The 25,175-nt window shown below is 35.7% G+C and carries 24 protein-coding genes and 1 tRNA gene; 18 read left to right on the top strand and 7 right to left on the bottom strand.

Translation table 11 applies throughout. The features are described from left to right. Positions 1-235 precede the first annotated feature (235 nt). From PF028_RS04155 to PF028_RS04110, 10 genes are all read left to right on the top strand, one after another. Positions 236-1,084: a 50S ribosomal protein L11 methyltransferase gene (locus PF028_RS04155; protein ID WP_270860098.1), complete on the top strand. Its 849-nt coding sequence runs from the start codon at positions 236-238 to the stop codon at positions 1,082-1,084. Positions 1,085-1,092: 8 nt separating this feature from the next. Further along, the gene (gene ftsH, locus PF028_RS04150; protein ID WP_270860097.1) at positions 1,093-3,054 is read left to right on the top strand and encodes an ATP-dependent zinc metalloprotease FtsH; all 1,962 of its coding nucleotides are present in this window, start codon (positions 1,093-1,095) and stop codon (positions 3,052-3,054) included. 10 nt (positions 3,055-3,064) lie between these two features. Then, the gene (pssA, locus tag PF028_RS04145) at positions 3,065-3,802 is read left to right on the top strand and encodes a CDP-diacylglycerol--serine O-phosphatidyltransferase (RefSeq protein ID WP_270860096.1); all 738 of its coding nucleotides are present in this window, start codon (positions 3,065-3,067) and stop codon (positions 3,800-3,802) included. A 365-nt stretch (positions 3,803-4,167) separates the two neighbouring features. Further along, complete coding sequence (locus PF028_RS04140; RefSeq protein WP_270860095.1) at positions 4,168-5,685, top strand: 2-isopropylmalate synthase; 1,518 nt, start codon at positions 4,168-4,170, stop codon at positions 5,683-5,685. A 140-nt stretch (positions 5,686-5,825) separates the two neighbouring features. Further along, positions 5,826-6,131, top strand: coding sequence for a F0F1 ATP synthase subunit C (locus PF028_RS04135; RefSeq protein ID WP_270860094.1), 306 nt, complete (start codon positions 5,826-5,828; stop codon positions 6,129-6,131). A gap of 58 nt (positions 6,132-6,189) precedes the next feature. Then, a tRNA-Leu gene (locus PF028_RS04130) sits at positions 6,190-6,275 on the top strand. 20 nt (positions 6,276-6,295) lie between these two features. Further along, positions 6,296-6,682 carry a hypothetical protein gene (locus tag PF028_RS04125; protein WP_270860093.1) on the top strand — a complete coding sequence of 129 codons (387 nt, stop codon included), beginning with the start codon at positions 6,296-6,298 and terminating at the stop codon, positions 6,680-6,682. Positions 6,683-6,705: 23 nt separating this feature from the next. After that, complete coding sequence (locus tag PF028_RS04120) at positions 6,706-7,293, top strand: restriction endonuclease (protein WP_270860092.1); 588 nt, start codon at positions 6,706-6,708, stop codon at positions 7,291-7,293. Positions 7,294-7,295: 2 nt separating this feature from the next. After that, complete coding sequence (locus tag PF028_RS04115) at positions 7,296-7,745, top strand: hypothetical protein (protein ID WP_270860091.1); 450 nt, start codon at positions 7,296-7,298, stop codon at positions 7,743-7,745. 70 nt (positions 7,746-7,815) lie between these two features. Beyond that, positions 7,816-8,427, top strand: a complete 612-nt coding sequence (locus tag PF028_RS04110; protein WP_270860090.1) for a nitroreductase family protein — start codon at positions 7,816-7,818, stop codon at positions 8,425-8,427. 259 nt (positions 8,428-8,686) lie between these two features. Here PF028_RS04110 and PF028_RS04105 read toward each other — a convergent pair whose 3' ends face one another. Continuing rightward, entirely contained in the window at positions 8,687-9,478 is a 792-nt protein-coding gene (locus tag PF028_RS04105; RefSeq protein WP_270860089.1) for a polysaccharide deacetylase family protein, read from the bottom strand. A gap of 138 nt (positions 9,479-9,616) precedes the next feature. Between PF028_RS04105 and PF028_RS04100 the strand changes: the two genes are divergently transcribed. Beyond that, complete coding sequence (locus PF028_RS04100; RefSeq protein WP_270860088.1) at positions 9,617-10,975, top strand: sodium-dependent transporter; 1,359 nt, start codon at positions 9,617-9,619, stop codon at positions 10,973-10,975. Between the two features lie 305 nt (positions 10,976-11,280). Here PF028_RS04100 and radA read toward each other — a convergent pair whose 3' ends face one another. From radA to PF028_RS04080, 4 genes are read right to left on the bottom strand one after another with little or no spacing between them, the layout of a single operon-like run. After that, positions 11,281-12,630 (bottom strand): DNA repair protein RadA, encoded by a 1,350-nt coding sequence (gene radA, locus PF028_RS04095; RefSeq protein ID WP_270860087.1) that lies wholly within the window; start codon positions 12,628-12,630, stop codon positions 11,281-11,283. Beyond that, the gene (locus tag PF028_RS04090) at positions 12,602-12,976 is read right to left on the bottom strand and encodes a VanZ family protein (RefSeq protein ID WP_270860086.1); all 375 of its coding nucleotides are present in this window, start codon (positions 12,974-12,976) and stop codon (positions 12,602-12,604) included. The genes radA and PF028_RS04090 overlap by 29 nt, the downstream gene beginning before the upstream one ends. Then, positions 12,969-13,832 (bottom strand): signal recognition particle-docking protein FtsY, encoded by an 864-nt coding sequence (ftsY, locus tag PF028_RS04085; protein WP_270860085.1) that lies wholly within the window; start codon positions 13,830-13,832, stop codon positions 12,969-12,971. Before ftsY ends, PF028_RS04090 begins: the two co-directional genes overlap by 8 nt. Beyond that, on the bottom strand, positions 13,832-14,392 hold the full coding sequence (locus tag PF028_RS04080; RefSeq protein WP_270860084.1) for a TlpA family protein disulfide reductase: 561 nt from the start codon (positions 14,390-14,392) through the stop codon (positions 13,832-13,834). Before PF028_RS04080 ends, ftsY begins: the two co-directional genes overlap by 1 nt. Before the next feature lie 77 nt (positions 14,393-14,469). Here PF028_RS04080 and PF028_RS04075 point away from each other — a divergent pair, with 77 nt between their 5' ends. Genes PF028_RS04075 through PF028_RS04060 form a run of 4 tightly spaced genes read left to right on the top strand, consistent with a single transcriptional unit; the run spans position 14,470 to position 17,742 of the window. Continuing rightward, complete coding sequence (locus tag PF028_RS04075; protein WP_270860083.1) at positions 14,470-15,096, top strand: 5-formyltetrahydrofolate cyclo-ligase; 627 nt, start codon at positions 14,470-14,472, stop codon at positions 15,094-15,096. Then, entirely contained in the window at positions 15,020-16,573 is a 1,554-nt protein-coding gene (gene rny / locus PF028_RS04070) for a ribonuclease Y (protein ID WP_270860082.1), read from the top strand. Before PF028_RS04075 ends, rny begins: the two co-directional genes overlap by 77 nt. Positions 16,574-16,582: 9 nt before the next feature. After that, entirely contained in the window at positions 16,583-17,173 is a 591-nt protein-coding gene (locus PF028_RS04065; protein ID WP_270860081.1) for a lipid-binding SYLF domain-containing protein, read from the top strand. Continuing rightward, on the top strand, positions 17,173-17,742 hold the full coding sequence (locus PF028_RS04060; protein ID WP_270860080.1) for a DedA family protein: 570 nt from the start codon (positions 17,173-17,175) through the stop codon (positions 17,740-17,742). Before PF028_RS04065 ends, PF028_RS04060 begins: the two co-directional genes overlap by 1 nt. Positions 17,743-17,766: 24 nt before the next feature. Here PF028_RS04060 and PF028_RS04055 read toward each other — a convergent pair whose 3' ends face one another. Continuing rightward, positions 17,767-19,074, bottom strand: a complete 1,308-nt coding sequence (locus PF028_RS04055) for an aminotransferase class V-fold PLP-dependent enzyme (RefSeq protein ID WP_270860079.1) — start codon at positions 19,072-19,074, stop codon at positions 17,767-17,769. A 17-nt stretch (positions 19,075-19,091) separates the two neighbouring features. Here PF028_RS04055 and PF028_RS04050 point away from each other — a divergent pair, with 17 nt between their 5' ends. The 3 genes from PF028_RS04050 (at position 19,092) to PF028_RS04040 (ending at position 21,290) form a co-directional block, all read left to right on the top strand. Then, on the top strand, positions 19,092-20,018 hold the full coding sequence (locus tag PF028_RS04050) for a DUF234 domain-containing protein (RefSeq protein WP_270860078.1): 927 nt from the start codon (positions 19,092-19,094) through the stop codon (positions 20,016-20,018). A gap of 54 nt (positions 20,019-20,072) precedes the next feature. Continuing rightward, the gene (efp, locus tag PF028_RS04045; RefSeq protein ID WP_270860077.1) at positions 20,073-20,639 is read left to right on the top strand and encodes an elongation factor P; all 567 of its coding nucleotides are present in this window, start codon (positions 20,073-20,075) and stop codon (positions 20,637-20,639) included. 105 nt (positions 20,640-20,744) lie between these two features. After that, entirely contained in the window at positions 20,745-21,290 is a 546-nt protein-coding gene (locus tag PF028_RS04040) for a DJ-1 family glyoxalase III (RefSeq protein ID WP_270860076.1), read from the top strand. A 327-nt stretch (positions 21,291-21,617) separates the two neighbouring features. Here PF028_RS04040 and PF028_RS04035 read toward each other — a convergent pair whose 3' ends face one another. After that, complete coding sequence (locus PF028_RS04035) at positions 21,618-24,959, bottom strand: tetratricopeptide repeat protein (RefSeq protein WP_270860075.1); 3,342 nt, start codon at positions 24,957-24,959, stop codon at positions 21,618-21,620. Positions 24,960-25,175 lie beyond the last annotated feature (216 nt).

Here is a 25,175-nt window from a genome sequence, read left to right as displayed (position 1 = left end):
GAAAAATCGTCGGCATTTGTTATTTAAATTTATCACCAATTGTCATTGCGAACGAGCGAAGCGAAGTGAAGCAATCGCCACTGTTTAATACACGATATAATTTAATCTTGTTATCTAAATATGAGAGCGTCAAAGCTTAAATTTATATCTTATTTATCTTTCATAAGCAAATTTTGAACTAATTTTTTGTAAAATAAAACTTTTTATATCCAAATTTAAAGGTTCAAAAAGGATTATGAAAGATTTTTTTTATGAAATGATTATCAAAACAAACGCAATAGAATTTTTTAAAGAATTTGCGTTTGAACTCGGTATTTCTTGTATCGAAGAGAGAGAAAATTCTTTTATTATCCGTGATGAAGATGATTTATCGGATTTTGAATTTGCCTTTTTGGAGTATAAAAAAGCACTTGAAAATTCGCTAAAAACCAAGATAAATTTGGAAATTTCGGTTGAAAAAAAGCCAAATTTAGACTGGATAAATGAGTATAAAAAAGGCGTTGAGCCTATCGCTGTGGGGCGATTTTTCGTGCGACCTAGCTGGTGCGAAAAGGCTGATTTAAAAGACGAAAACGGGGGGTATTTGATTGACATTATCATTGATCCTGCACTTGCTTTTGGTTCGGGTCACCATGAAAGCACAAATATGTGTTTGAATTTGATCTCAAAATATGCCGATGTAAATTCGCAAAAAACGGCTCTTGATGTGGGTTGTGGAAGCGGAATTTTAAGTGTAGCCTTGGCTAAGCTTGGCATAAAAGTTAGCTCTTGTGATACCGACGAACAAGCCGTTTATGCCACAGAGCAAAATGCGAAAAAAAATGGTGCAAAAATTGATGAAATTTGGGTCGGCTCGATTTCAAATTTAGAAAAAAAATACGACATTGTGGTAGCAAACATAATAGCCGATGTCATTTTAATGTTACAAAACGATTTGAAAAAAAGCGTTAAAAAAGGCGGAATTTTGATACTTTCAGGGATTTTGGAAAAATACCTTGACAGAATCAAAAACTCATTTAGCGAACTAAATTTGCTTGAAGTTAAGCAAAAAAATGAATGGGTAAGTTTGGTATTTAAAAAATAAGGAAAAAAATGGATTATAATCAAAACAATAGAAACAATCAAAACGGCGGTAACGGCGGCGGCGGAAACAATTTTTTTAATAAAAATCCGATTGGTGCGTTTATCATTTTTGCTTTGATTGTGATTGTGATTTTTAGGGCAATGTCGCCTAATGACGGCGGTTTTGGCGAAGGTATGATGAGTAATGGTGGTGTTGGCGAACTAAAAAGTATAAAATACTCTGAATTTAAAAAAGAGCTTGAAAGCGGACAAATTTCAAGTGTAAATATTGCTCAAAGCACCATAAAAGCGCAAGGAAACGGCGTTGTTTATACCGTAAAGAGAGTTGAAGACCCTGAACTCATACGAATTTTAGAAGCCAAAGGAATTCCTTACGGCGCATACAATGAAACAAATTTGTTAAGCGAAATCATTTTTAGCTATGTTTTGCCGTTAGCGTTATTTTTTGGAATTTGGATGTTTTTGGTTAGCCGTATGCAAAAAGGTGCGACTAGCTTTTTGGGCGGTGGCACGAAAAAGCTTATAAATTCGGAAAAACCAAGCGTTAAATTTAGCGATGTCGCAGGGGCAGAAGAGGCAAAAGAAGAGGTTAAAGAGATCGTTGATTTCCTAAAAAACCCTGATCGCTATATCGCTTTGGGAGCAAAAATTCCAAAAGGCGTTTTGCTAGTAGGGCCTCCGGGAACCGGAAAAACGCTTTTAGCAAAAGCAGTTGCCGGTGAAGCAAATGTGCCGTTTTTCTCAGTTGCGGGATCTAGTTTTATAGAAATGTTTGTCGGCGTTGGCGCTAGTAGAGTAAGAGACCTTTTTGAAATGGCAAAAAAAGAAGCCCCTGCGATAGTTTTTATCGATGAAATCGATGCCATAGGAAAAAGTAGAGCAGCAGGGGGAATCGGCGGCGGAAATGATGAGCGAGAGCAAACGCTAAATCAACTTTTAGCTGAAATGGACGGCTTTGATAGCGATAAAAGCCCTGTTATCGTCCTAGCAGCGACAAATCGCCCCGAAGTCTTAGATGCTGCGCTTTTGCGTCCTGGTCGTTTTGATAGACAAGTCGTGGTCGATAGACCTGATTTTGACGGACGGGTTGCGATTTTAAAAGTGCATATGCGAGATGTTAAATTTGCAAATGACATTGATATTGAAGAGATTGCCCGTTTGACCGTGGGTTTTGCAGGAGCTGATCTAGCCAATATCATAAATGAAGCTGCACTTTTAGCAGGGCGTGAAGCCAAAAAAGCAGTCGAGCAAAAAGATTTGCTTGAAGCCATTGAACGCGTGGCGATTGGTTTAGAGAAAAAATCGCGCCGTGTAAATCCACTTGAAAAACGCATTGTGGCGTATCATGAAAGCGGTCATGCACTTTTGGCTGAAACTACAAAAGGGGCTTTGGCAGTTACGAAAGTTACCATTGTGCCGCGTGGCATAAGTGCTGCCGGTTATACGCTAAATTCGCCCGAAGAAAACCGCTTTTTAAAACAAAAACACGAGCTTATGGCAGAAGTCGATGTTTTACTAGCAGGCAGAGCAGCAGAAGAAGTCTTTATAAAAGAGATTTCAACAGGAGCAAGTAACGATTTAGAGCGAGCAACGGATATTATAAAATACATGATTACGCAAGTGGGAATGACCGATGTAGCAGGGCTTATGGTTCTAGAAAAACGCCAAAATTTATTCTTAACAGGCGGTCAGAGCTTAAAAGATTATAGCGAAGATATGGCGATTAAAATCGATACTTTTACAAAAGAGCTTTTAAATGAACGCTATAATGCCGTAAAAGAGCGACTTCAAACTTATAGCGGTGCGATAGAAAATATGGTAAAAGCACTTTATGAAAAAGAGACGATTGAGGGCGAAAAGGTGCGAGAGATCATCGCTGAATTTGAAAAAGAAAATGATTTGCCAAGCCGTCTTACACGAAAAGGTGCAAATGACGGAGAAAACGGCGAGAATTCGCAAGAACAAATTTAAAGAGTAAAAAATGAGCGAAGAAAGAGATAAATTAATCTATATTTTGCCAAATTTATTCACCGCAGCTAGTATATTTTTTGGCGTTATAAGCATTATTTCTACGCTTAATGGCAACTTTACAAAGGCGATTATTTTTATATTTTTGTCTTTGGTTTGCGATGGTCTAGACGGGCGTGTGGCAAGGCTAACAAATACGGCTAGTAAATTCGGCGTGGAATTTGATAGCTTGGCCGATATTATCGCATTTGGCGTGGCACCTGCGTTTTTGTTTTATATCGTTATCGGAAAGGAATTTGGGCGCGTGGGTTCGCTTTTAACGGCGATTTATATCATTTTTGGAGCGATTAGACTAGCTAGATTTAATGTTACCACAGGCACTTACGATCCTAGCGTTTTTATTGGACTTCCGATTCCTACGGCTGCGATTTGGCTTGCGGTTATGGTTGGTGTTTATTTAGAGTATTCGTTTTTTATGAATTTACAAGTGCTTTATTTGTTGGCTGTCGGCGTGATTTCGGTGCTTATGGTTAGTAATGTTAGATTTCCAAGTTTTAAAAAAATCAATCTTAAAAAGATGAATTTTTATAAAGTCTTAATTGCGCTTGTTATAATTTTTTCACTTTTATATATCAGACCGCTTGAACTTACGGCTGTTTTGACAAGCGGTTATATTTTATATGGCATTGTAAGGGCGATTTATTATTTTTACGATAGAAAAATTCGAAAAAAAGTTAAGGACGAACAATGAGTTTTGACGGCGTTATAAAGGCGATTAAATTTTTACCAAAAATAGAGATAAAAAACCTGCTACTGGGCAGTTTGAGATAAAACAAATTTGCAAATTAAAAGTCGGATTTGCAAATTTAAATTTGAACGACTTTGCGACGAATTTAAAATTCGGCAATTTAAAAAATAAAAAATAAAATGAAAGGCGAAGTATTTAAATACTTTTTGTTTATTTAATAAACGGCTTATGCCGACGATTTGCGGGGTTTTCGAGTGTTTGCGAGAGAGTGAAGGCTGGTATGCCTAACGAACGAAGCAAACACGACGAATCCCCGCAAAGCTAGGCTGAATAAATTGTAAAATAAAAATTAATAAAGGAAATTTAAAATGGATAAAAATAGAATTATTATATTTGACACTACTTTACGCGACGGCGAACAAAGCCCCGGCGCTTCTATGAACATAACCGAAAAGGTTACTCTTGCATTGCAGTTGGAGCGACTTGGTGTCGATGTCATCGAAGCAGGTTTTGCTGCGGCAAGCCCTGGTGATTTTGAAGCGATTGAAAAAATCGCAAACGCAACAAGCAAGGTTAGAGTTTGCTCTCTTGCAAGGGCAGTTGAAAATGACATAAAAGCCGCAGGTAACGCGATAAAATCTGCAAATTTTCAAAGAATTCACACATTTATCGCAACAAGCCCGATTCACATGGAATTTAAGCTAAAAATGAAACCTGATGAGGTCGTAAAAAGAGCAGTTGAAGCAGTAAAATATGCTAAAACTTTTTGCGAAGATGTTGAGTTTAGCTGCGAAGATGCAGGACGAAGTGATATTTCGTTTTTAAAAGAAATTTGCGATGCAGCCGTTAGCGCAGGTGCTACAACTATAAATTTACCAGATACCGTTGGTTACAGGCTTCCAAACGAGTTACAAAATATGATAAAACAAATGGTTGAATTTTTAGGGGATCGTGCGATAATTTCAGTGCATAATCACAATGACTTGGGACTTGCGGTAGCAAATACTCTATCTTGCATACAAGCAGGAGCAAGGCAAGTAGAATGCACCATAAACGGACTTGGAGAGCGAGCGGGAAATGCTTCTCTTGAAGAGATTGCTATGGCGATACGCACTAGAAATGACATTTTTGCGCCACTTTATACAGGTATAAATCACAAAGAAATTTATCCGTCAAGCCGTTTGGTGGCAAGTATCACAGGAATCGAACCACAACCAAATAAAGCAATCGTGGGCAAAAATGCTTTTGCTCACGAAAGCGGAATTCACCAAGACGGCGTTTTAAAACATCAAGAAACTTATGAAATAATGAAAGCAGAAGACATCGGACTTGATAAAAATTCACTTGTCCTTGGCAAACACAGCGGACGCCATGCTTTCAAAGATAAGTTAAAATCCCTTGGATACGAGCTTGATGATGAAAAATTGCAGATTGCATTTGAGAAATTTAAAGTTTTAGCCGATCATAAAAAAGAGGTTTTTGATGAGGATTTGCGTGAGTTGGTTGCCGAAAATATGACAAAAATTCAAAAAACCTTTGAGCTAGTTACGCTTAGTTCAAATACCTGCAACAAAGGGCATTTTAGCGCAGCTCTTAGCCTAAAACATAATGATGATATTTTAAGTGATACAGCACTTGGAAACGGCGCAGTGGATGCGATTTTAAAAGCTGTTGATCGCATTAGCGGGATTAATGGTGTGTTAAAAGATTATCAAGTCAAAGCCGTTTCACAAGGCAAAGATGCCCTTGCTAAGGTTATTGTAAAGGTTGAATTTGAAGGAAATTCAGCTATTATCGGACATGGACTTGATCTTGATACAATGCTTGCTACCGCAAAAGCGTATGTGGGTGCATTAAATAGCTATATGAGTATGAAAAAAGTTTAAAACAATCAAATTCGGCAGATTTTTAATTTGCCGAATTTGATAAATTTGCCTATATTCAACTAAATAAAAGCAAATTTCAGGTAAAATAACCAATTCGAAAACTTGTTTTAGTTTTGAAAAATCTTTAAAAGGAAGACTTTATGAAAAAAGTTCTTGTATTGTTTTTAGCTCTTGTAGGTGTAGCTTTCGCAGATGACGGTGCTACTCAAATCGCTTCTTTCTCAGCTCTTGGCGGTGGTTTGCTACTAGGTCTTGGAGCTCTTGGCGGCGCTATCGGTATGGGTCATGCTTCAAACGGTGCTATTACTGGTATCGCAAGAAACCCAAGCATTGCTAACAAATTAACAACAACTATGTTTATTTGTCTTGCGATGATTGAAGCACAAGTTATTTATACGCTTGTTTTCCTATGCGTATTGCTATGGGCTAACCCACTATTAGGTTAATTTCTTTATTATAGTTGCGAATTTTCGCAACTATTTCTCTCTTTTTTTATTTTTTTTTGCGACCGTGGTGGAATTGGTAGACACGCTATCTTGAGGGGGTAGTGCGCTTCGCGTGTGCGAGTTCAAATCTCGCTGGTCGCACCATAAACAAAACAGGAAAATATATGAAAAATCTGATTTTATCGGCTTGTATCACGCTGGGTGCGGTGGTTTTGTTTTATTTGATAAATTTTAATCTGTTACAAAAAGAAAAAACGCTACACTCGCAAGAGACGCAAAATTTACAAATTCAGATAAAGAATTTGCAAAACAAAATAGCAAATTTAGAAGCAAATTTGCAAAATTCGCAAAATGAAAATCAAGAAATCAAAGTCAATGCAAACAAAGCAAAAAGCGAGATTAGTGATGAATTAAACAAAAAAATTTGGGATTTAGAAAACGAAAATCGCAACCTAAAACTTGAAAATATCACGCTAAAAGAAAGGCTAAATTTAGCCAAACCCAGCGATAGCAAATTTGAAAATCAAAGCCTAAGCATAGAGATAAATTGATGATTTGGATTTTTTTGACCACGTTGATACTTTTTTTTCTTATTTTTTCGCTGTTAAATTCATTAAATTCAAAGGAAAAAATCGAGCTTGATTTTTCAAATTTGGATAAGCAGGTCGTATCGGACGAAAGCGAAAATTTAAGCGAATTTGAAGATGAAATAGAAGAATTTGTCGAATTTAGCGACGAAGAAAAGGGTTTAAATTTAGAAGAAATTTACAAACGAAATAAGCAAAAAGGCGACGAATACGAGTTTTTCGTGGCAAATCTCTACAAAGATGACGGCTATAAAATCTATATGAACGGCTACAACAAAGGTGTCAAAGACGAAGGTATCGATATAATCGCCCACAAGGGAAATGAAGCATTACTAATCCAGTGCAAAAACTGGAAAAATCCGCCAAAACAGCGGGATTTGAAAGTTTTTATCGCAGATTGCGATTTATATATCCAAAAAAATCAAAAATATCTAAAAAACAAAAAAATTAGAAAAATTTTTGCGACAAGTTGCCCCCAAATGGACGGCGGCGTGGGCGTTTATTTGCAAAAATACAATGCCATGAATGCCGTAAAAATCGAGTATAAACAAATTTTGTATAATTCAAAGTTATAATAATGAAAAAATTTATAATAGCGATTTTAGCGATACTGGCGGCGATTTTTGCGGTTTTATATTTTAGCAAGGAGCGAGTAAATTTAAGCCAAGGTGGCGATAACGGCGAAATTATCGGGCAAGAAAAATCAAATTTGAAAGAAAATTTGGAATATTACGGCAAAAAAATTATAAAAAAAGCTGATGAAAAATTTGACGAAGCAAAGCAAACCCTAAAACACGAGCAAAAATACCACGAACAGCTCAAAAGCGAAGCAAATCGTGATGTTAAAATTTTTGAGCCGATTTATAAAAATGAAAAAAAATTGCCAAATTCTAAGAAAAATCAAAATTTGCAAAATTCAGTGCAAATAGGTGGCGAAAATGTGCAAAATTCGCCAAATTCAGGGCAACAAAAATCACAAAATCCAAACCCACAAAACAAGAAAAAAATCGAAATCGAACTAAATTAACCTTATTTGATTAAATTTAAAAGTGATTTTTTGTATTATTTGGAAATTATTTTTCAAAAAAGGATTTCCTATGCAAGAAATTATGAAAAGTCGTTATAGTTGTCGCAAATTTAGTGGCGAAAAAGTGGGCGATGAAGTTATGCGAGAAATCGTGGATTTGACGCGATTAAGTCCTAGTTCGTGTGGTTTGGAGCCGTGGAAATTTATGGTTGTTTCGAACGGCGATGAGTTGCAAAAATTAGGCGAAATTTGCAATAACCAACCGCAGGTTAAAAATTGTTCTCATGCCGTGATTATCATCGCTAGAAATGATTTGAAAGTAGGTGAAGCATATTTGGATAAGTGCGTTCGCCGTCGTGCTACCACGAGCGAAAAATATGATGCTGCAATGGCGTATTTTAGGGATAAATTTAAAGATATGGACGAAAAAGCGATGACAAATTATGCTTCAAAGCAGTGCTATTTGGCGTGTGCAAATTTGGTAAATATCGCCGAGAGCTTTGGCGTGAAAAGTTGTATTATAGCTGGTTTTGATAAGGAAAAATTGACAAAATATGTCAGAAATGAAGCAAATTTAAATGAAAATTTTACGCCGATTTTAGTCGTCGCTCTTGGCAAAGGCGAAAATATCAAATTTCCACATACAAGACACCAACTAGATGATGTTTTGATTTGGAAGTGATTTTGTAAATTTGCCGAATTTAGCTTAAATTTGGCAAATTTATCTATACCAATAAAATATTCAAGACAAAAACAGGCGAAGTGGTACGCGACGAAGTCGCAGGTTTCTTACGGAGCAAGAGCAAAGCAGAGCTAATGCCGACGATTTTTCGCAAGACGAGCAAAAGATAAGACTTGGTTCGTCTATCGTTGCTTGTCTTGCGAAAAAGCTAGGCTGAATTCAATGGCAAATTTGATAATCAAAAAAAGTTAAATAAAATCTATTTATCTAATAAAACTTCGTCAAGGCGAATAAATTTAAATCCATTTTCCAAAAGCTCTTCTAGTCCCATCGCTACGCCTTCGCCGCTCTCTTTTTCCGGGTGATTTGCGTGAGCGATTATAATATCGCCGTTTTTTGCCGTGCGAAAAGCTTTTAGGACATTTTCCTTGCTTAAAGTCGCTCCTGCGTCGCCTAAAACGCTAAATCCCACAGGTGCAAAACCCATATCATAAATTTGCGAAACGGCAAATTCGTCATAATACGCCGTGCCGGAGCGATAAAATTTAGGGCGAGTGCCTGTGATTTTTTCTATCAAATCTGCATTTTTCGCCACTTCGTCGTATAATTCGCTAGAATTTGCCGTGCCTTTTATGCCGTAAATTTCAGCTCCACTAAGCGAAGCAGGGCGGTGCAAAAAGCCGTGATTTTCGATTTCAAAAAGTGGATTTTTATAAAGTCTTTCAAATTTAAGCGGGAATTTTTCTATCCAGCGAGAATTTACAAAAAAAGTCGCTTTTATCCGTTTTTGTTCCAAAAATTCGACAATGCGTTCGTCTAAATCATCGCTTTTTGAGCCACATAAATCAAGCGTGAGTGCGACAACCTTTTGGCTAGTTTGAAAATTTTCAATCACGCCGTTTAAACTCTCGCCCCATTTTTGTGGTTTTGCGTTTTGGTATTTTTGCAAAATTTGCTCTTTTGTTAAAATTTGAGTTTGTAAATTTGGCAAATTTTCTGCCAAAAGAGTTGTGGTAAAGGCGCAAAAAAGCGATAAAAATATATTTTTCATAAATTTTTCTTTCCAAATTTTTTGAAAAATTATAGCCAAATTTATTGTCATTGAAGCAAATTTTTAAATTAAAAGTAAATATAAAGTTTTAAGATTAAATTTGATAATATTGCACGATTTTTTTATTCGGGGAAAAATATGAACGAGAAATTTACTAAAATCGGCTTTATCTTAGCCGTCGCAGGAAGCGCGGTAGGTCTTGGAAATGCGTGGAAATTTCCAACTCTTGTAGGCGAAAACGGCGGAAGTGCCTTTATTTTGCTTTATCTGCTTTTGACGATGCTTTGCAGTTTTGTCATTTTTTTGGGCGAAATCGTCATCGGTCGCCTTGGCGAGTGCGATGCCGTTAGTGCGTATGAAAAACTAGCACCTAGCAATAAAAAATTGTGGAGAAATGCCGGATTTTTTATGATTAGCGCGTTGCTGATTTATTCATTTTACAGCGTTGTTATGGGTTGGATTTTAAAATACACGATTACAAGTGCGTTTGCTTTGCCAAGTTCGATAGAACAAAGCGGTGCGGCGTTTGGGAATTTGCTTTCGCAAGAGATATTTGTAAGCATAATTTGCTACACAATCGCTTCTATTTTTTGCTTTTATATCATTTCAAAGGGCGTTAAAAACGGCATAGAAAAGCTAAATTTATGGATGATGCCAACGCTTTTCGTTTTGATTTTATTTATGGCGTTTTACTCGGCAGTGGCGTCAAATGCAGGTTTCGTGCAAAGCTTGAAATTTCTTTTAGTGCCTGATTTTAGCGCACTTAGCAGCGATAGCGTTTTAAAGGCTCTTGGATTAGCGTTTTTTACTCTTTCTTTGGGCGTTACGACCATCATCACTTACGCAGCAAGTCTTCCGCCAAAAACAAACATTTTAACTTCGAGCCTAAGTATCGTTTTTATAAATGTTTTAATCGGCGTTTTTATGGGACTAACCGTTTTTACATATATTTTCGAATTTGGCGCAGACCCTAGCCAACAAGGTCCGGGGCTGATTTTCGTTTCACTTACCGTGCTTTTTGGTAAGCTTGGCATTATCGGCAATATTTTAGCGTTTTGTTTTTTCTTGTCGCTTCTTTTTGCGGCGATTACATCGGCTGTATCGATGATAGAACCAAGCGTTTTTTATCTTGTAAATTCAAAAAATTTCTCACGCAAAAAGGCGTGTTTTGCGATTTTTATTTTCACTTATATTTTGGGAATTTTTTGCATTTTAGGATACTATGGCGCGACGGCTGATATTTTCAACTTTTTTGGCAAGAGCTTTTTTGATCTGCTTGATTTTGTTACTTCAAATATTTTATTGCCGATAGGCGGAATCGTTGTTGCGATTTTTGTCGGTTTTGTGATAAAAAAAGAGCCTGTAAAAGAGCTTTTGGTGCCGTATATGGGCGAATTTGGATATAAAATTTGGCACAATGTGCTTTTAAGATTTGTTGCACCGCTTTTTGTGATAATAATTTTGCTTGATCAGTTTGGCATAAAAATTTTAGGCTAATAAATTCCTTATAACGGGCGGATTAAATTAATAATTTCGCTATTTTAGGTTACACACGACAAGTGTGTTTCCTTATAATAGCGAAATTTTAAAAAAATAAATTTTGCGAATTTGAAGTTAAAATAAATGACAGAAAATGGTTAATTTGCAAAAAAATATATTCAAGATAGAACAGGCGTAGTTACGCACAAATTTAGGCAGTTTCGAGCGACGCTACCTTTGTCGGTAGTAAGCGATGAAATTGTCTAAATTTGTGCGTAAATCCGTCAGGTTTGGGGAATTAAAGCTAGGCTGATTTTAATTAATCACATCCACTCCAAAACCTGCGTTATCTCTGTTGCATGAAATATTTTTAGCCCTTGCGAATTTTGCGGTTTTATCGGAGCGATTGCGTTTTTAAATTTTTGCATACTAGCTTCTTTTAGTCTTGCTTCAAGGTTAAAAATCTCTCTAATCTCGCCGTTTAGACTAACTTCGCCGATAAAAACGCTTTCTTTGCTTATCGGACGATTTTTAAAGCTACTTACAATCGCCGCTACAACAGCCAAATCACACGCCGTTTCGGTGATTTTAACCCCGCCGATGACATTTACAAAAACATCGTATCCCCCAAGTCCTATTTCAAGCTTTCTATCCAAAAGCGCTAAGAGCATATCTAGGCGGTTTTTATCATATCCTGTGGCTGAGCGTTTTGGATACGAACTAGGGCAGACAAGAGCTTGAATTTCTATAACTAACGCACGAGAGCCTTCCATTGTTATGGTGATTGCCGAGCCGCTGACGGCTTTTCCGCGAGTGAAAAATTTACTAGCTAGATTTTTTGCACTTACTAACCCTGCGTTTGTCATCTCAAAAATTCCAACTTCGCTTGTGGCGCCAAAACGATTTTTAAAACCACGCAAAATTCGCAGTTCCTTACTGCTATCGCCCTCAAAATATAGCACCACATCGACCATGTGCTCTAAAATTCTAGGACCTGCTATCGAGCCTTCTTTTGTAATATGACCGATGATAAAAATGCAAATTCCTTTTTCTTTTGCAAGTCGCATTAGCTCAAAAGTTATCTCGCGCACCTGTGTAACCGAACCCGGAGCAGAAGCGATTTTATCGCTAAAAAGGGTTTGTATGCTATCTATTACGATGACTTTATAATCCCTTTTTTGTGTTTGCGCTAAGATATTTTCAAGGTTAATCTCGGTTAGCAAAAAAAGGTTTTCATTTACGGCATTTAGGCGGTCTGCTCGCATTTTGATTTGACTTGCGCTTTCTTCGCCGCTAACATACAAAACGCTTCTTTGAGAACTAGCCAAATTTGAAGCGATTTTAAGCAAAAGTGTTGATTTTCCGATGCCGGGACTTCCGCCGATTAAGACAAGTGAGCCTTCTACTATGCCACCACCTAAGACCAAATTTAGCTCATCGTCCCCGCAATCAATGCGTGAAATTTCTTCTATTTTTATCTCATTTATCGCCTTTGCGTCCAAATTTGGATTATCGCAAGTGATTTTTGAAATTTCTTTTAGCGTTTTGATTTGTTCGGCTTTTAACTCTACAAAACTATTAAAAGCACCGCAATCAGGGCATTTACCAAGCCATTTAGTTTGCTGATTTCCGCAGTGTTGGCACTCAAAAAGTGTGGATTTTACTTTTGCCATTTTTTCTCCAAAATTCATAAATTTTAGTAGCAAAAAAACCTATGCAAATGCCGATAAAATCGGCAACTATATCCAAAAAAGAAAATTCTCTATTTGGCAAGAAGCTTTGCACGATTTCTATTTGCAAACCAAAAATAATTAACCAAAAAATTATCCAAATTTTGCGAATTTTAAAAGCAAAATTTGCCAAAATAAACAAAACAAAAAAAGCAAATGCGTGGTTTATTTTATCCCAAAATAGCCCATTTATCGCCACTTCCCTTGAAGTGGTAGCTAAAAATTCAATCGCAATCAAACAGGCAAAAAATGCAAATTTAAAAACATTTGGGCTAAAAATTTTAGGCATAAATTCCTTCTACTAGCGTATCTACAAACTCATCTGCCCTAAATTCGACCAAATCGTCCATATTTTCGCCTACGCCGATATATAAAATCGGAAGCTCCAAATCCCTTGCAATGCCAAATAACGCTCCGCCCTTTGGCGTTCCGTCAAGTTTTGTTATGATTATGCCATCTAGCTTAACGATTTCATTAAAAGCTTTTGCTTGGATTACGCTATTATTTCCTTGTGTGCCATCAAGCACGATGATTTTTCTATGTGGCGAATTTGGCATAGCACGGTCGCAAATTCGCACGATTTTTTCAAGCTCGTTGGCGAGATTTTTTTGATTTTGCAGTCGTCCTGCCGTGTCGATTAAAACTCTATCGATTTTTTTTGCAATCGCCGAACTTACGGTGTCAAATGCGACGGCTGCTGGGTCATGACCTTGCTCGGTGGCGATGATTGGGATTTCTACTTTTTGCGACCAGCGACGAAGTTGTTCGATGGCACCTGCTCTAAAAGTATCACAAGCCCCAAAAATCACGCTTTGGTTATTTTTTTTGTATAAATTTGCCAGTTTTGCAACGGTTGTGGTTTTTCCTGCACCATTTACGCCTAAAATTAGCTCGACAAATGGCGAAACCTTTGGTAAAGGCTTGTTTTCATACATAAAATAAGTTTTTAAAACTCGCTTTAAATCATCTTTTTTAACTTCATTTTGTGGCGGTAGATAATACAAAATTTCTTCTACGATTTCATAACTTACATCGGCTTCAAGTAGCATTTCTTCCAAATTTTCTTTTGTGATTTTATTACTAGAATTTGCCGATTTCATCGCTTCGATTGTTTTATCAAAACCTTTTTTGAAAAAATTAAACATTAAAAAATCCTTTGAATTTCGGTTGTTAAAATTTCTTCCGGAATTATTCCAAAATATTGCGAAAAAAACCTTCCTTTTTCATCATAAATAACGATAAACGGGACTTCGCTAACGCCACCAAGTGCGTTTGCGAAAAAGTTATTTTCGCTTCCTTGCGAAATTTTATATGTTACATTATTATCAATCGCAAATACCTTTGCGTCGTCGTTTGTCAAATTTTCACCGACTAAAACACCGATAACTTGGAGTTTTTCTTTAAAATTTTCTTGGATATTGTTTAAAATCGGAGATTGGACTTGGCACGGCGGACACCACGGCGAGAAAAATGCAAAAAGTGTCGCAGTGCCGTTGTTATCGATTTTAAAGCCGTTTTTATTTTTTTGCATTTTCAAAATAGTTCCGTCCGTAAAATGCAAAGAAAACGGTGCAGTATAATCCTGCGTAAGAACGGCTTCTTTTTCCGTTTTTATATCTACTTTTTCTTCGTTATCGCTTTTTTTGTCGCAACCTGTTACGAAAAGTAACATAGTAATAAAAATAATAAAATTCACAAATTTCATACAAAATTCCCTAAAAAATATTTCAAAATTATACAAAAACTAGATAAAATAAGCGTTAAAAAAATAAAAGTGTGAAAATGGATAAGCAAATTTATCGAAAATTCGCTAAAAAGGCTTTGAAAGATGAAGCTAAATTTAGCGCTAAATGCAAACATTACGGCATTATTTCGAATATTATTAAACTCATAAAAATAACAAATTCGAAAAAAGTTTTGATTTTTCTGCCGTTATCTTATGAGCCAAATTTACAAATTTTAAGACAAAAATTATCACATAAAGTAGAATTTTTTGTTCCGTTTATGTTAGATGTTAGCTTTAAAATGGTAAAATTCAGACGACCTTTTGTAAAGTCTAAATTTGGCGTTAAAGAGACGCTAAATCAAAACGAATTCAAAGGAAAAATTGACCTAGCCGTTGTTCCGGTTATCGGAGTAGATGGAAATATGGCTAGAATCGGGCATGGGAAAGGATTTTACGATATGTTTTTTTCAGCTCTAAATTATAAACCGATTATCGTTTTTGTTAGTATTAAAGATAATTTTACAAATTCAATAATATCTCAAAAACACGATATAATCGGTGATTTTTATTTTACTCCGAGCAAAAATTATTTTAAAAAGGGAAAATATGATAGATATTGTAGTAGCATTAGCAGAGGTCGCAGTCGGTGCGACAATAGGTTATTTTATCGCCAAAAAGATTAACAACGCAAATTTTGACATTTTTTTAGAACAGGCAAAAGCAAAAGCAAAAGCGATAGAATTTGAAGCAGAAAGTATTTTGAGAAACTCAAAAATCACAGTTCAAGAAGCCGAATTTGAAGCCAAGAAAAAATATGACGACAAATCAGCAAAACTTCAAAAAGAATACAATCAAAAATTTGATGAACTAACAAAAAAAGAGCAAACACTATTAAGCGAACAAGAAATTTTAAACGGAGCAAAAAGTGAGCTTGAAAAAAGCAAAGAAGAAGCCAAATTTATGTATGAAGAAGGCGTTTCGTTAAAGAAAAATTATGAAGAAAAATTGGCTGAGAGTTTGAAAATTTTGGAGCGAGTTGCCGGTTTTACGCAAGATGAAGCTAGAAGCGAAGTTTTGCGAAAAGTAGAAGAAAAAAGTAGAGCAGACATCGCTCATATCGTGCGAAAATATGAAGAAGAAGCTAAAAAAGAGGGAAAACGAAGAGCAAATTATATCCTAGCGCAGGCTACGACTAGATTTGCGGGTGAATTTGCAGCAGAACGCCTTATAAATGTCGTAAATATCAAAAATGACGAGCTAAAAGGCAGAATTATCGGCAAAGAAGGGCGAAATATAAAAACCCTTGAAATGGTGCTTGGCGTTGATGTTATCATTGACGATACGCCAAATGCGATTATTTTAAGCTCTCACAACCTTTACCGAAGAGCAATCGCAACAAGAGTAATCGAGCTTTTGGTTGAAGACGGACGAATTCAACCTGCACGAATCGAAGATATTTACAAAAAAGTCTGCGACGAATTTGAAGCTAGTATCCAAGAAGAAGGCGAAAATGTCGTTATGGATTTAGGTTTAAATAAAATGCACCCTGAGATTATAAAACTAATCGGAAAGCTTAAATTTAGGGCTAGTTATGGACAAAATGCTTTGATACACAGCCTTGAAGTCGCTCACCTTGCAGCAATCATCGCAGCCGAGACTGGCGGGGATGAAAAACTAGCTAAAAGAGCAGGGCTTTTGCATGACATCGGTAAAGCTTTAACGCATGAATTTGAAGGAAGCCATGTGGATTTGGGCGGTGAAATTTGCAAACGATACAAAGAACACCCTGTCGTAATCAACGCTATTTACGCTCATCACGGACATGAAGAAGCGCTAAGCGTCGAAGCAGCCGCAGTTTGCGCAGCGGACGCTCTAAGTGCAGCTAGACCGGGAGCTAGAAGAGAGGTTTTAGAGAGCTTCTTAAAGCGAGTTAGCGACATAGAAAATATCGCCACTTCAAAACAAGGCATAAAACAAGCCTACGCGATAAATGCAGGACGCGAAATTCGCGTTATAGCTAATGCCAAGCTAATAAACGATGATGAAGCGGTTTTGGTCGCAAAAGAGATCGCCGAAGAAATTCAAGATAAGGTTCAGTATCCGGGCGAAATAAAAGTAAATGTCATAAGAGAGACTAGGGCGGTAAATTACGCCAAATAGGAGTTTTGCATGAAAAAAATTCTATTTTTATGTTTAATGATATTTGGTTTTGCAAATTTTGCAAATGCAAAAGACGAAACGATTTTAAAAAGCGCAAATGCCTTTGCCGTTGTTATGCGAGATAATCCTAATAAAGCGGCTTTGGTCGCAAACGCAAAGGCGATTTTGATTTTTCCAAGCGTGAAAAAGGTTGGTTTTGTCATCGGCGGAATGTATGGAAGCGGCGTTGCGGTCTATAAAAACGGCGAAAACTACACGATTAACGGCGCAGAAATCACTAATGCAAGTTTGGGTTTGCAAATCGGATATGAAGATAATTATCTAATAATTTTTGTAATGAGCGATAAAATCGTAGATAATATGCGAAAATCAGAAATCAAACTAGGCGGTGATGTAACGGCTCTGGCTGGAAATGCAAGTGCAAATTTAGGCACACTAAACGCATTTAGCAAAGATATGTATGTTTATACAAATAAAAGCGGCGTGTTTTTGGGTGCTAGTCTTGGCGGAGTGGTACTTAGCTCAAATAACAGCGTGGTTTATGAACCGCACTCGTATGGATTTGAAAATTTGATTTCGGTTATAAATAAGGCAAATTAATGGAGGAAATGTTTAGCAAACTCTCCACTTATGGCTATTTAATACTATTTTTATATACTCTTGGCGGCGGTATGATAGCGCTAATCGCCGCCGGTATGCTTAGCTTTATCGGTAAAATGGACATTACGCTTTGTATCGTGGTTGCTACTATTTCAAATTTCATCGGCGATACGATTTTGTTTTGGCTCTCTCGTTACAATAAAAAAGAATTTAGCCCGTTTATCAAAAAACAACGGCGAAATTTAGCCCTGTCGCAAATTTTGTTTAAAAAATACGGCGACAGGATTATTTTGGTGCAAAAATTTATATATGGACTAAAAACGCTAATTCCCATTGCGATTGGGCTTACGAAGTATTCATTTGCAAAATTTAGTTTTTTAAACGCTTTTAGCTCGGCAATTTGGGCGATAACGATTGGTTTAGTAAGCTATTTTGCCGGTGATTTTGTCTTGCAAATTTATGAAAAAATCAAAATTTATCCGTGGCTAACACCGCTCGTGTTGGGAGTTATCATTGCTTTAATCGTGATTTATTTTAAATTCGCTACAAAACGCAGAATAAAAATGTAAATTTTTGTATCGAAATTTATAAATTTAACACCTGTATTCGCCACCGACGAGTTTTATTTTATCTTTGTTTTTTGCGATATTTTTGATTGAGTTTATCAAATAATCAATATCATCTTTGCTATGCGAAAAATTTAGGCTAATCCGCAAAAATGCAGGTTTAATGCTCAAATTTATATCATTTGGCAAATTTAATAAATCTCTACCATAGCTTCCTGCACACGCACACCCTGCGCGAACTTGGATAAGGTATTTTTTACTTAAAATTTCGGCAAAAATAAACGGGTCAAGTCCTTTTAAATTTATCGCAAAAATCGGCACTCTTGGCACTTGCAAATTGCCGTAAATTTCGATTTTATCTATTTTTGAAATTTCATTTAAAAAATACTCACTAAGCTCATTTTCGTGTGATTTTATATTTTCAATGCCTAAATCATGCCTAAATTTATAGGCTAGATAGCCCCTTAAAAACTGCGTAACTCCGGGCGTTCCTGCTTCTTGGGCGCGTTCAGGGTCAATATAAAATCTTTGAGTTTCGTTATCACTATATGCCAAAGTTCCCCCGCCCCCAAATGTCGGCTCGTCGCAGGAAAAAAGCGAATTTTTTATTACCAAAATTCCACTGCCGCCGACACCGCCTAAGAATTTATGCGACGAAAAAACCGCCGCGTCGCAAAAGTTAAAATCAATCTCATCATGTGGCGCAAAAGCACAAGCGTCTAAAATCAATCTTCCGCCGTGCGATTTTATCATCAAATAAAGCTTTTTATAGTCTGTTTTGACGCCTGTTAAATTTGAAGCCATGCTAAAAGAAGCGATAATCTCGCGTCCTTTGTTTGTTTTTAGTAAATTTGCCAAAAAATCAAAATCAATCAATCCTTGCGAATTTAAGGGCGTTCGCACGACTTCACAAAGGCAGTATCGAAGTGGAATTTCATTTGAGTGGTGTTCATAAGGCGAAACTATCACAAGGGGCAAATTTTTTAAGCTTTCTTTTTTTAAATTTAGCCTTTTTAAGCTCATCGGCGGGATATAAATGCCTAAAATTTCCCATAGTTTTTTCAAAGCCCAAGTCGCTCCAAAACCACAAGAAATAAGCGAAAATTTATCATCAACCCTTAGCAAATTTTTAAATTTAGCCCTAGCATTTTCGTAATAATTTTGCGTTGTAATGGAGTTTGAGCTGGTTTTTGAGTGCGTATTTGCATAAGTTTGCAAAATTCGCAAAATCTCATTTTCCACGCTTTTTAACGCCAAAGCAGAAGCTGCAAAATCAAAATACTTTATGCCGTCTTGCAAAATAATATCATTTTTCAAATTCTCTAAATTTATCATAAACTCTCTTTGATTTTTTGGCAAAATTATATAAAAAATTTGGTAAAATTCGGCAAAAAAATAGGAGCAAAAAAATTTTCACACTCAAAGATAGCGCTTACAAATTCGCAAATTTGCCGATTGACGAGCTTTTGAAATTTCATTTTGTCTTTGATGAAATCGAAATTTCAGCGCATTATAACGACATTTTTGAAGCTATTGATAATGAAATTTTAAGAGATTTTGAAACATTTAGAGATAAATTTGCTTTTGATAGTCCTTATGAAAATGAAATCAAAAAAGCACTTATGAAATTTGCAAAATCAGATCGCAAAAAGCTTGGTATTTCAAAGATACTACCGCGTTTTAAGGCGCAAAAAGTGGTCGATGAGTTGCTTAAAATTCAGTTTTTAAAACTCGAAAAAAGTAGAGAAACAAAGCCAAAACCAAATCACAAAAACGAGAAATTGCCAAAAAATTTACGCCGTTATGTAGTGCATGATAAGGTCCATTTTAAAAGCAATTTCGCAAGATTTTACTTCCGATTTATCGAGCCAAATTTACGCCGTTTGGAATTTGGCGAAAATGAAAAAGTGCTTGAAATGATAAAAGCTGATTTTGATAATTACGCTAGTTTGTGTTTTGAAATTTTAAGCAAAGAACTTTTAGCAAAATACCTAAATATCGGCGTTGGCGAGATTAGCAGTTTTTGGAATAACGAGATAGAAATCGACATTTTTGCCAAATTTGAAGACTTTTGCGTTGTCGGCGAGTGCAAATACAAAGAGCGAAAAATTTGCAAAAGCGTTTTAAATTTGCTTCACTCAAAGTGCGAAAAAATCGCCTTAAAACCAAATTTAATCGCACTTTTTTCAAAAGGCGGTTTTAGCGAAGAGCTTTTGAGTTTAAAAAACGAAAAAATTCTACTTTTCGATACTAACGATTTTGAAATTTTGCTAAATTAAAATTTAAATATTTTTTTGTTAAAATCATCTTTTTTATTTGTTTAAGGAGAAAATATGGCTTATTCAATGGGCGATCTAAAAAAAGGTCTTAAAATCGAGCTTGACGGCGTTCCGTTTAAAATCGTAGAGTATCAACATGTAAAACCGGGCAAAGGTGCGGCGTTTGTTCGCGTTAAAATCAAATCATACATCGACGGCAAAGTGCTAGAAAAAACTTTCCACGCAGGCGATAAATGTGAAGCTCCAAATTTGGTCGATAAACAAATGCAATATCTTTATGATGACGGCGAGTATTGCCAATTTATGGATGTCGAAACCTACGAGCAAGTCGCTATCAGCGATGAAGAGGTCGGTGAAGCGAAAAAATGGATGCTAGATGGCACTATGGTCGATGTGCTTTTCCATAACGGCAAAGCTATCGGTATCGAAGTTCCGCAAGTCGTAGAGCTTAAAATCGTAGAAACTGCTCCAAACTTCCGTGGCGACACACAAGGAAGCAACAAAAAACCTGCCACACTCGAAACTGGCGCGGTTGTGCAAATCCCTTTCCATGTGCTTGAAGGCGAAGTTATCCGCGTAGATACCGTGCGTGGCGAATATATCGAAAAAGCAAATAAATAATTTTAACTACATTTAAAAGCCCGAGTATTCGGGCTTTTTGCATAAATTTCAAATTTTTATCTCAAATTTGTTACAATAAGTAAAAATTTTTTACAAAGGATTTTTATGAAAAAAGTTGCCGTAATGTTAGCTAACGGATTTGAAGAGATCGAAGCTTTAAGCGTGATTGACATTTTGCGCCGAGCAGAAGTCGAAGCTCTTGGCGTAGGGCTAGAAAAACGCCTTGTTACGGGCGCTCACGGCGTTGAGATAAAAGCCGATATGGTGCTAGATGAGCTAAAAGTTGTCGAGTTTGATATGATAGTTTTACCGGGCGGCTTACCGGGAGCCGAGCATTTGGCAAAAAGCGAAAAGCTAGGCAAAGTTTTGCGTGATTTTGACGCAAATAACGCTAAAATCGGTGCGATTTGTGCTGCACCTTGGGCGCTTAGCACAGCAGGTGTGCTAAAAAATGCCTATACTTGCTATCCCGGATTTGAAGGCAAAGTCGCACATGCCGGATACCGCGCGGCAAATGTGGTAAAAGATCAAAATATCATCACTTCTGCCGGACCCGCGACTGCAATGGAATTTGCACTTGAAATCGTGCGTGAGATATGCGGGGAAGCGAAATACACAGAAGTTAAAAACGGGCTTTTGTTTAAAGCTTAGAAAATTCCCCATATCGGAACTATTTACTGAGATTTTTAATCGTTTACTTCGGTCGATAGGCGACCAGCCTTATCTCACTTGTAAGCGTTAAAAATCTCAGTAACTAATCACACTCTGTCTTGAATATTTTTTGGAAAATTAGGCAAATTTGCCAAATCTGTCATTGCGAGAATTTTTGTGAAAGCAAAAATTCGTGGCAATCGCCAAATTTTAAATAATCAAAATCCAAATTCGCAAATTCTTGATTTAAACATTGGCGATTGCTTCGTTCGTTTCACTCACCCGCAATGACAGATTAGGCGTCATTGCGAGAAGTTATGAGTAAAATTATAGGCGTTGCTTTAATTCTTCTATAACTTGTTTTAAAATTTTAACATTATTATCATCGTCAAGCATTTCATATATATTTAAAGCTTTTGAACAATAATCTATTGCTGTGCTATAATCTTCAAGAAAGTCATAACAAACCCCTAAATCAGTATAAACAGCAGCAGTATCTAGATGATTTTCTCCAAAGATTTTTTTTCTTATTTCAAGCGCTTTTAAAAAATATTTTATTGCTTTATCGTAATCTCCAAGAGAACCATAAAAAGTTCCTAAATTATTATAAGAAGCAGCAGTATATGGATGATTTTCTCCAAAGATTTTTTTTCTTATTTCAAGCGCTTTTAAAAAATATTTTATTGCTTTATCGTAATCTCCAAGAGAACCATAACAACTTCCTAGATTATTATAAGAAGCAGCAATATCTGGATGATTTTCTCCAAAGATTTCTTTGGTTATTTTAAGTGCTTTTAAATGATAATTTATCGCTGTGTTATAATCTTCAATATGACGATAACAAATTCCTAGATTATAATAAGAATTGGCAATATCTGGATGATTTTCTCCAAAGATTTCTTTGTTTATTTCAAGTGCTTTTAAATGATATTCTATTGCTTTGTTGTAAATTCCAAGAGAAATATAACAACTTCCTAAATTATTATAAGAAGCAGCAGTATCTGGATGATTTTCTCCAAAGATTTCTTTTCTTATTTCAAGTGCTCTTAAATGATAATTTATCGCTGTATCATAATCTCCAAGATAGCAATAACAATTTCCTAGATTGTTATAAGAAGCAGCAGTATCTGGATGATTTTCTCCAAAGATTTCTTTGTTTATTTCAAGTGCTTTTAAATGATAATTTATCGCTGTATCATAATCTCCAAGAGATGAATAGCAAATTCCTAGATTGTCATAAGAAGCAGCAGTATTTGGATGATTTTCTCCAAAGATTTCTTTGTTTATTTCAAGTGCTTTTAAATGATAATTTATCGCTGTATCATAATCTCCAAGAGAGCGATAGCAAATTCCTAGATTACTATAAGAAATAACAATATTTGGATGACTTTCTCCAAAAATTTCCTTGTTTATTTCAAGTGCTTTTAAATGATAATTTATCGCTGTATCATAATCTCCAAGAGAATCATAGCAAGCCCCTAAATTACCATAAGAAGCAGCAGTATTTGGATGATTTTCTCCAAAGATTTCTTTGTTTATTTCAAGTGCTTTTAAATGATAATTTATCGCTGTATCATAATCTCCAAGAGAGCGATAGCAAATTCCTAGATTGTTATAAGAAGTAGCAATATCTGGATGATTTTCTCCAAAGATTTCTTTGTTTATTTTAAGTGCTTTTAAATGATAATTTATCGCTGTATCATAATCTCCAAGAAAGTCATAACAATTTCCTAGATTACCATAAGAAGCAGCAGTGTTTGGATGACTTTCTCCAAAAATTTCTTTGTTTATTTTAAGTGCTTTTAAATGATAATTTATCGCTGTATCATAATCTCCAAGAGAGCAATAGCAAATTCCTAGATGGTCATAAGAAGCAGCAGTATTTGGATGATTTTCTCCAAAGATTTCTTTGTTTATTTTAAGTACTCTTAAATGATAATTTATCGCTGTATCATAATCTCCAAGAGAGTCATAGCAAGCCCCTAAATTACCATAAGAAGCAGCAGTATCTGGATGATTTTCTCCAAAGATTTCTTTTTTTATTTCAAGTGCTTTTAAATAATATTCTATTGCCTTAGTGTAGTTGGCTATATTGGCGTATGCAAGACCAATATTGTGAAAAATATCCACCAATTTATAATCAATATTTCTATTCGCTAAATTTAATAAAATATCTATGAAATGAAATGAAACACCAGCTTCTAAATAAATTTCAAATTTCTCCAAAAGCCAGTCTATTGCTTTTTCTATGCCCTCAATGTTTTCTTTGTGATAAAATGCTTCGTTTATAAATTCTATATAGTAGCCACAAGCTGTTTGGACGCTAAGGTCGCTAAGTTTGGCGTTAAAATAGTCGAAAAGCAATTTATGAACTTCGCTTTTTAACTCAGTGTCGCACTGGTTTTTTAGGCACTCCTTCATAAGCCTTTGTATATAGTATCGTCCATCGTTTTGTGAAATAAACGAAAATTTGGCTAGTTCGTTTATCATCGTAGCGGGGTAGCCAGTGGAAAATTTATCTATGATTAATTTAAAAATTTCCTTGTCAAAGTAGTTTGCTACCGATAGTAACTCCAAAGTCGCTCTTTCGCTTCTATCAAGGTAACGCAAAAGTCTTTCTGCGACCTTATTTTGCTTTAAATTTTCAAAATTTTCAGCCCCGTTATTGCTCTCGTAAATTTCAACGCAAATATCTAGATAAAATGGCACTCCACAGCTACATTTTATGATATTATCTTGGATTTTAGTATCTGTGATACCGCAATTATTTAGAAAATATCTACAATCATCACTGCTTAGCTCTTCTAATATATGCTGGTCTAAATATTTATTCCACTCATTGCCATCTTCATCGTCTAAATCCCAGATTAGCCTTTCTCTGCCGCCTATTACAAATAAAATTTTTTCATTTTGCGCTATGAAATTTCTAACCCACTCATCTTGTTTTAGTGTGTAGCCGTCATTTTTCTGTTTTTTGCATAAAAGCTCGTAAGTATCGAGAAATATAACGACCTTTTTGTCGGGATTTTTCTCTTTAAATTGCTCTAAATCATAGGCGAAAAATCTAGGAAGCTCTTGCGCGATTTCGTAGTGTTCTTTGATTTCTAGTTTTTCTAATTCCGATTTTAGTGTGGGGTTTATAATATCTGCGAATTTTTTATACAAATATCCCACAAGCTTGGTCGCTAGTTCAGCCACGCTACCTGCATTTTCGCTTAGAAACATAACTGCGCTTGAAATAATATCGCTCTCTTCTAAAAACGGCAAAGTTTCTTTTTTGAACTCAAAATTTGGATTTTGTTTTTTGAGATAAATCAAATACGCCAAAGAAAAGGCGCTAAATTTGACTTTAAAATTTATGCTAAATCTATCTGCTAGTTTTTTATACACTTCGCTTGGTGTGAAATTTTGGTCTTTTTCAAAATCATAATATGAATAAATTATTTCGTTTTTTAGCTTTTCATCTTTTTGTATCATATCCCAAAAATGCTCTTTTAAGCCAGTTTTGCCGATACCACCGACACCATAAAAGGCTAAAACAGAATAATCTTTTTGGTTTAAATTTTCCAAAGCTTTTAAAAATGCCTCTTTTGGCTCTACCCTGTCTGTGAAAATTCGCTCAGCTCTTGGTTTGGGATTATCACTTCCGATTTTATTTGATTTTAGCATTTTCAAATCCTTTCACGCTTTTAAAATCTTAAATTAAATTGTATCGTTTTTTTTCTTACTGAAAAATATATAAAAGTTATAAATTTAATCAAATTTATTATTTGTAAATCAAAATTTATAAAATTTAAGCCACATTAAAGCTCAAATTTGGCGAATTTAAAGCCCGAATTTGATACAATTTTTCATTAAATTTTAATCCAAATTTACGAGAAAATT

The organism is Campylobacter sp. CN_NE2, assembly GCF_027797465.1.
In the GTDB taxonomy this organism is placed as follows: Bacteria; Campylobacterota; Campylobacteria; order Campylobacterales; family Campylobacteraceae; genus Campylobacter_B.
The sequence above is the reverse complement of the archived record's forward strand: the minus strand, read 5'-3'. Positions and strand labels throughout refer to the sequence as shown.

What these genes read in the sequence shown, in the direction of transcription:
- PF028_RS04155 (WP_270860098.1), top strand. Translation starts at nt 236, where the DNA reads ATGAAAGATTTTTTTTATGAAATGATTATCAAAACAAACGCAATAGAA.
- ftsH (WP_270860097.1), top strand. Translation starts at nt 1,093, where the DNA reads ATGGATTATAATCAAAACAATAGAAACAATCAAAACGGCGGTAACGGC.
- pssA (WP_270860096.1), top strand. Translation starts at nt 3,065, where the DNA reads ATGAGCGAAGAAAGAGATAAATTAATCTATATTTTGCCAAATTTATTC.
- PF028_RS04140 (WP_270860095.1), top strand. Translation starts at nt 4,168, where the DNA reads ATGGATAAAAATAGAATTATTATATTTGACACTACTTTACGCGACGGC.
- PF028_RS04135 (WP_270860094.1), top strand. Translation starts at nt 5,826, where the DNA reads ATGAAAAAAGTTCTTGTATTGTTTTTAGCTCTTGTAGGTGTAGCTTTC.
- PF028_RS04125 (WP_270860093.1), top strand. Translation starts at nt 6,296, where the DNA reads ATGAAAAATCTGATTTTATCGGCTTGTATCACGCTGGGTGCGGTGGTT.
- PF028_RS04115 (WP_270860091.1), top strand. Translation starts at nt 7,296, where the DNA reads ATGAAAAAATTTATAATAGCGATTTTAGCGATACTGGCGGCGATTTTT.
- PF028_RS04110 (WP_270860090.1), top strand. Translation starts at nt 7,816, where the DNA reads ATGCAAGAAATTATGAAAAGTCGTTATAGTTGTCGCAAATTTAGTGGC.
- PF028_RS04105 (WP_270860089.1), bottom strand. Translation starts at nt 9,478, where the DNA reads ATGAAAAATATATTTTTATCGCTTTTTTGCGCCTTTACCACAACTCTT.
- PF028_RS04100 (WP_270860088.1), top strand. Translation starts at nt 9,617, where the DNA reads ATGAACGAGAAATTTACTAAAATCGGCTTTATCTTAGCCGTCGCAGGA.
- radA (WP_270860087.1), bottom strand. Translation starts at nt 12,630, where the DNA reads ATGGCAAAAGTAAAATCCACACTTTTTGAGTGCCAACACTGCGGAAAT.
- PF028_RS04090 (WP_270860086.1), bottom strand. Translation starts at nt 12,976, where the DNA reads ATGCCTAAAATTTTTAGCCCAAATGTTTTTAAATTTGCATTTTTTGCC.
- ftsY (WP_270860085.1), bottom strand. Translation starts at nt 13,832, where the DNA reads ATGTTTAATTTTTTCAAAAAAGGTTTTGATAAAACAATCGAAGCGATG.
- PF028_RS04080 (WP_270860084.1), bottom strand. Translation starts at nt 14,392, where the DNA reads ATGAAATTTGTGAATTTTATTATTTTTATTACTATGTTACTTTTCGTA.
- PF028_RS04075 (WP_270860083.1), top strand. Translation starts at nt 14,470, where the DNA reads ATGGATAAGCAAATTTATCGAAAATTCGCTAAAAAGGCTTTGAAAGAT.
- rny (WP_270860082.1), top strand. Translation starts at nt 15,020, where the DNA reads ATGATAGATATTGTAGTAGCATTAGCAGAGGTCGCAGTCGGTGCGACA.
- PF028_RS04065 (WP_270860081.1), top strand. Translation starts at nt 16,583, where the DNA reads ATGAAAAAAATTCTATTTTTATGTTTAATGATATTTGGTTTTGCAAAT.
- PF028_RS04060 (WP_270860080.1), top strand. Translation starts at nt 17,173, where the DNA reads ATGGAGGAAATGTTTAGCAAACTCTCCACTTATGGCTATTTAATACTA.
- PF028_RS04055 (WP_270860079.1), bottom strand. Translation starts at nt 19,074, where the DNA reads ATGATAAATTTAGAGAATTTGAAAAATGATATTATTTTGCAAGACGGC.
- efp (WP_270860077.1), top strand. Translation starts at nt 20,073, where the DNA reads ATGGCTTATTCAATGGGCGATCTAAAAAAAGGTCTTAAAATCGAGCTT.
- PF028_RS04040 (WP_270860076.1), top strand. Translation starts at nt 20,745, where the DNA reads ATGAAAAAAGTTGCCGTAATGTTAGCTAACGGATTTGAAGAGATCGAA.
- PF028_RS04035 (WP_270860075.1), bottom strand. Translation starts at nt 24,959, where the DNA reads ATGCTAAAATCAAATAAAATCGGAAGTGATAATCCCAAACCAAGAGCT.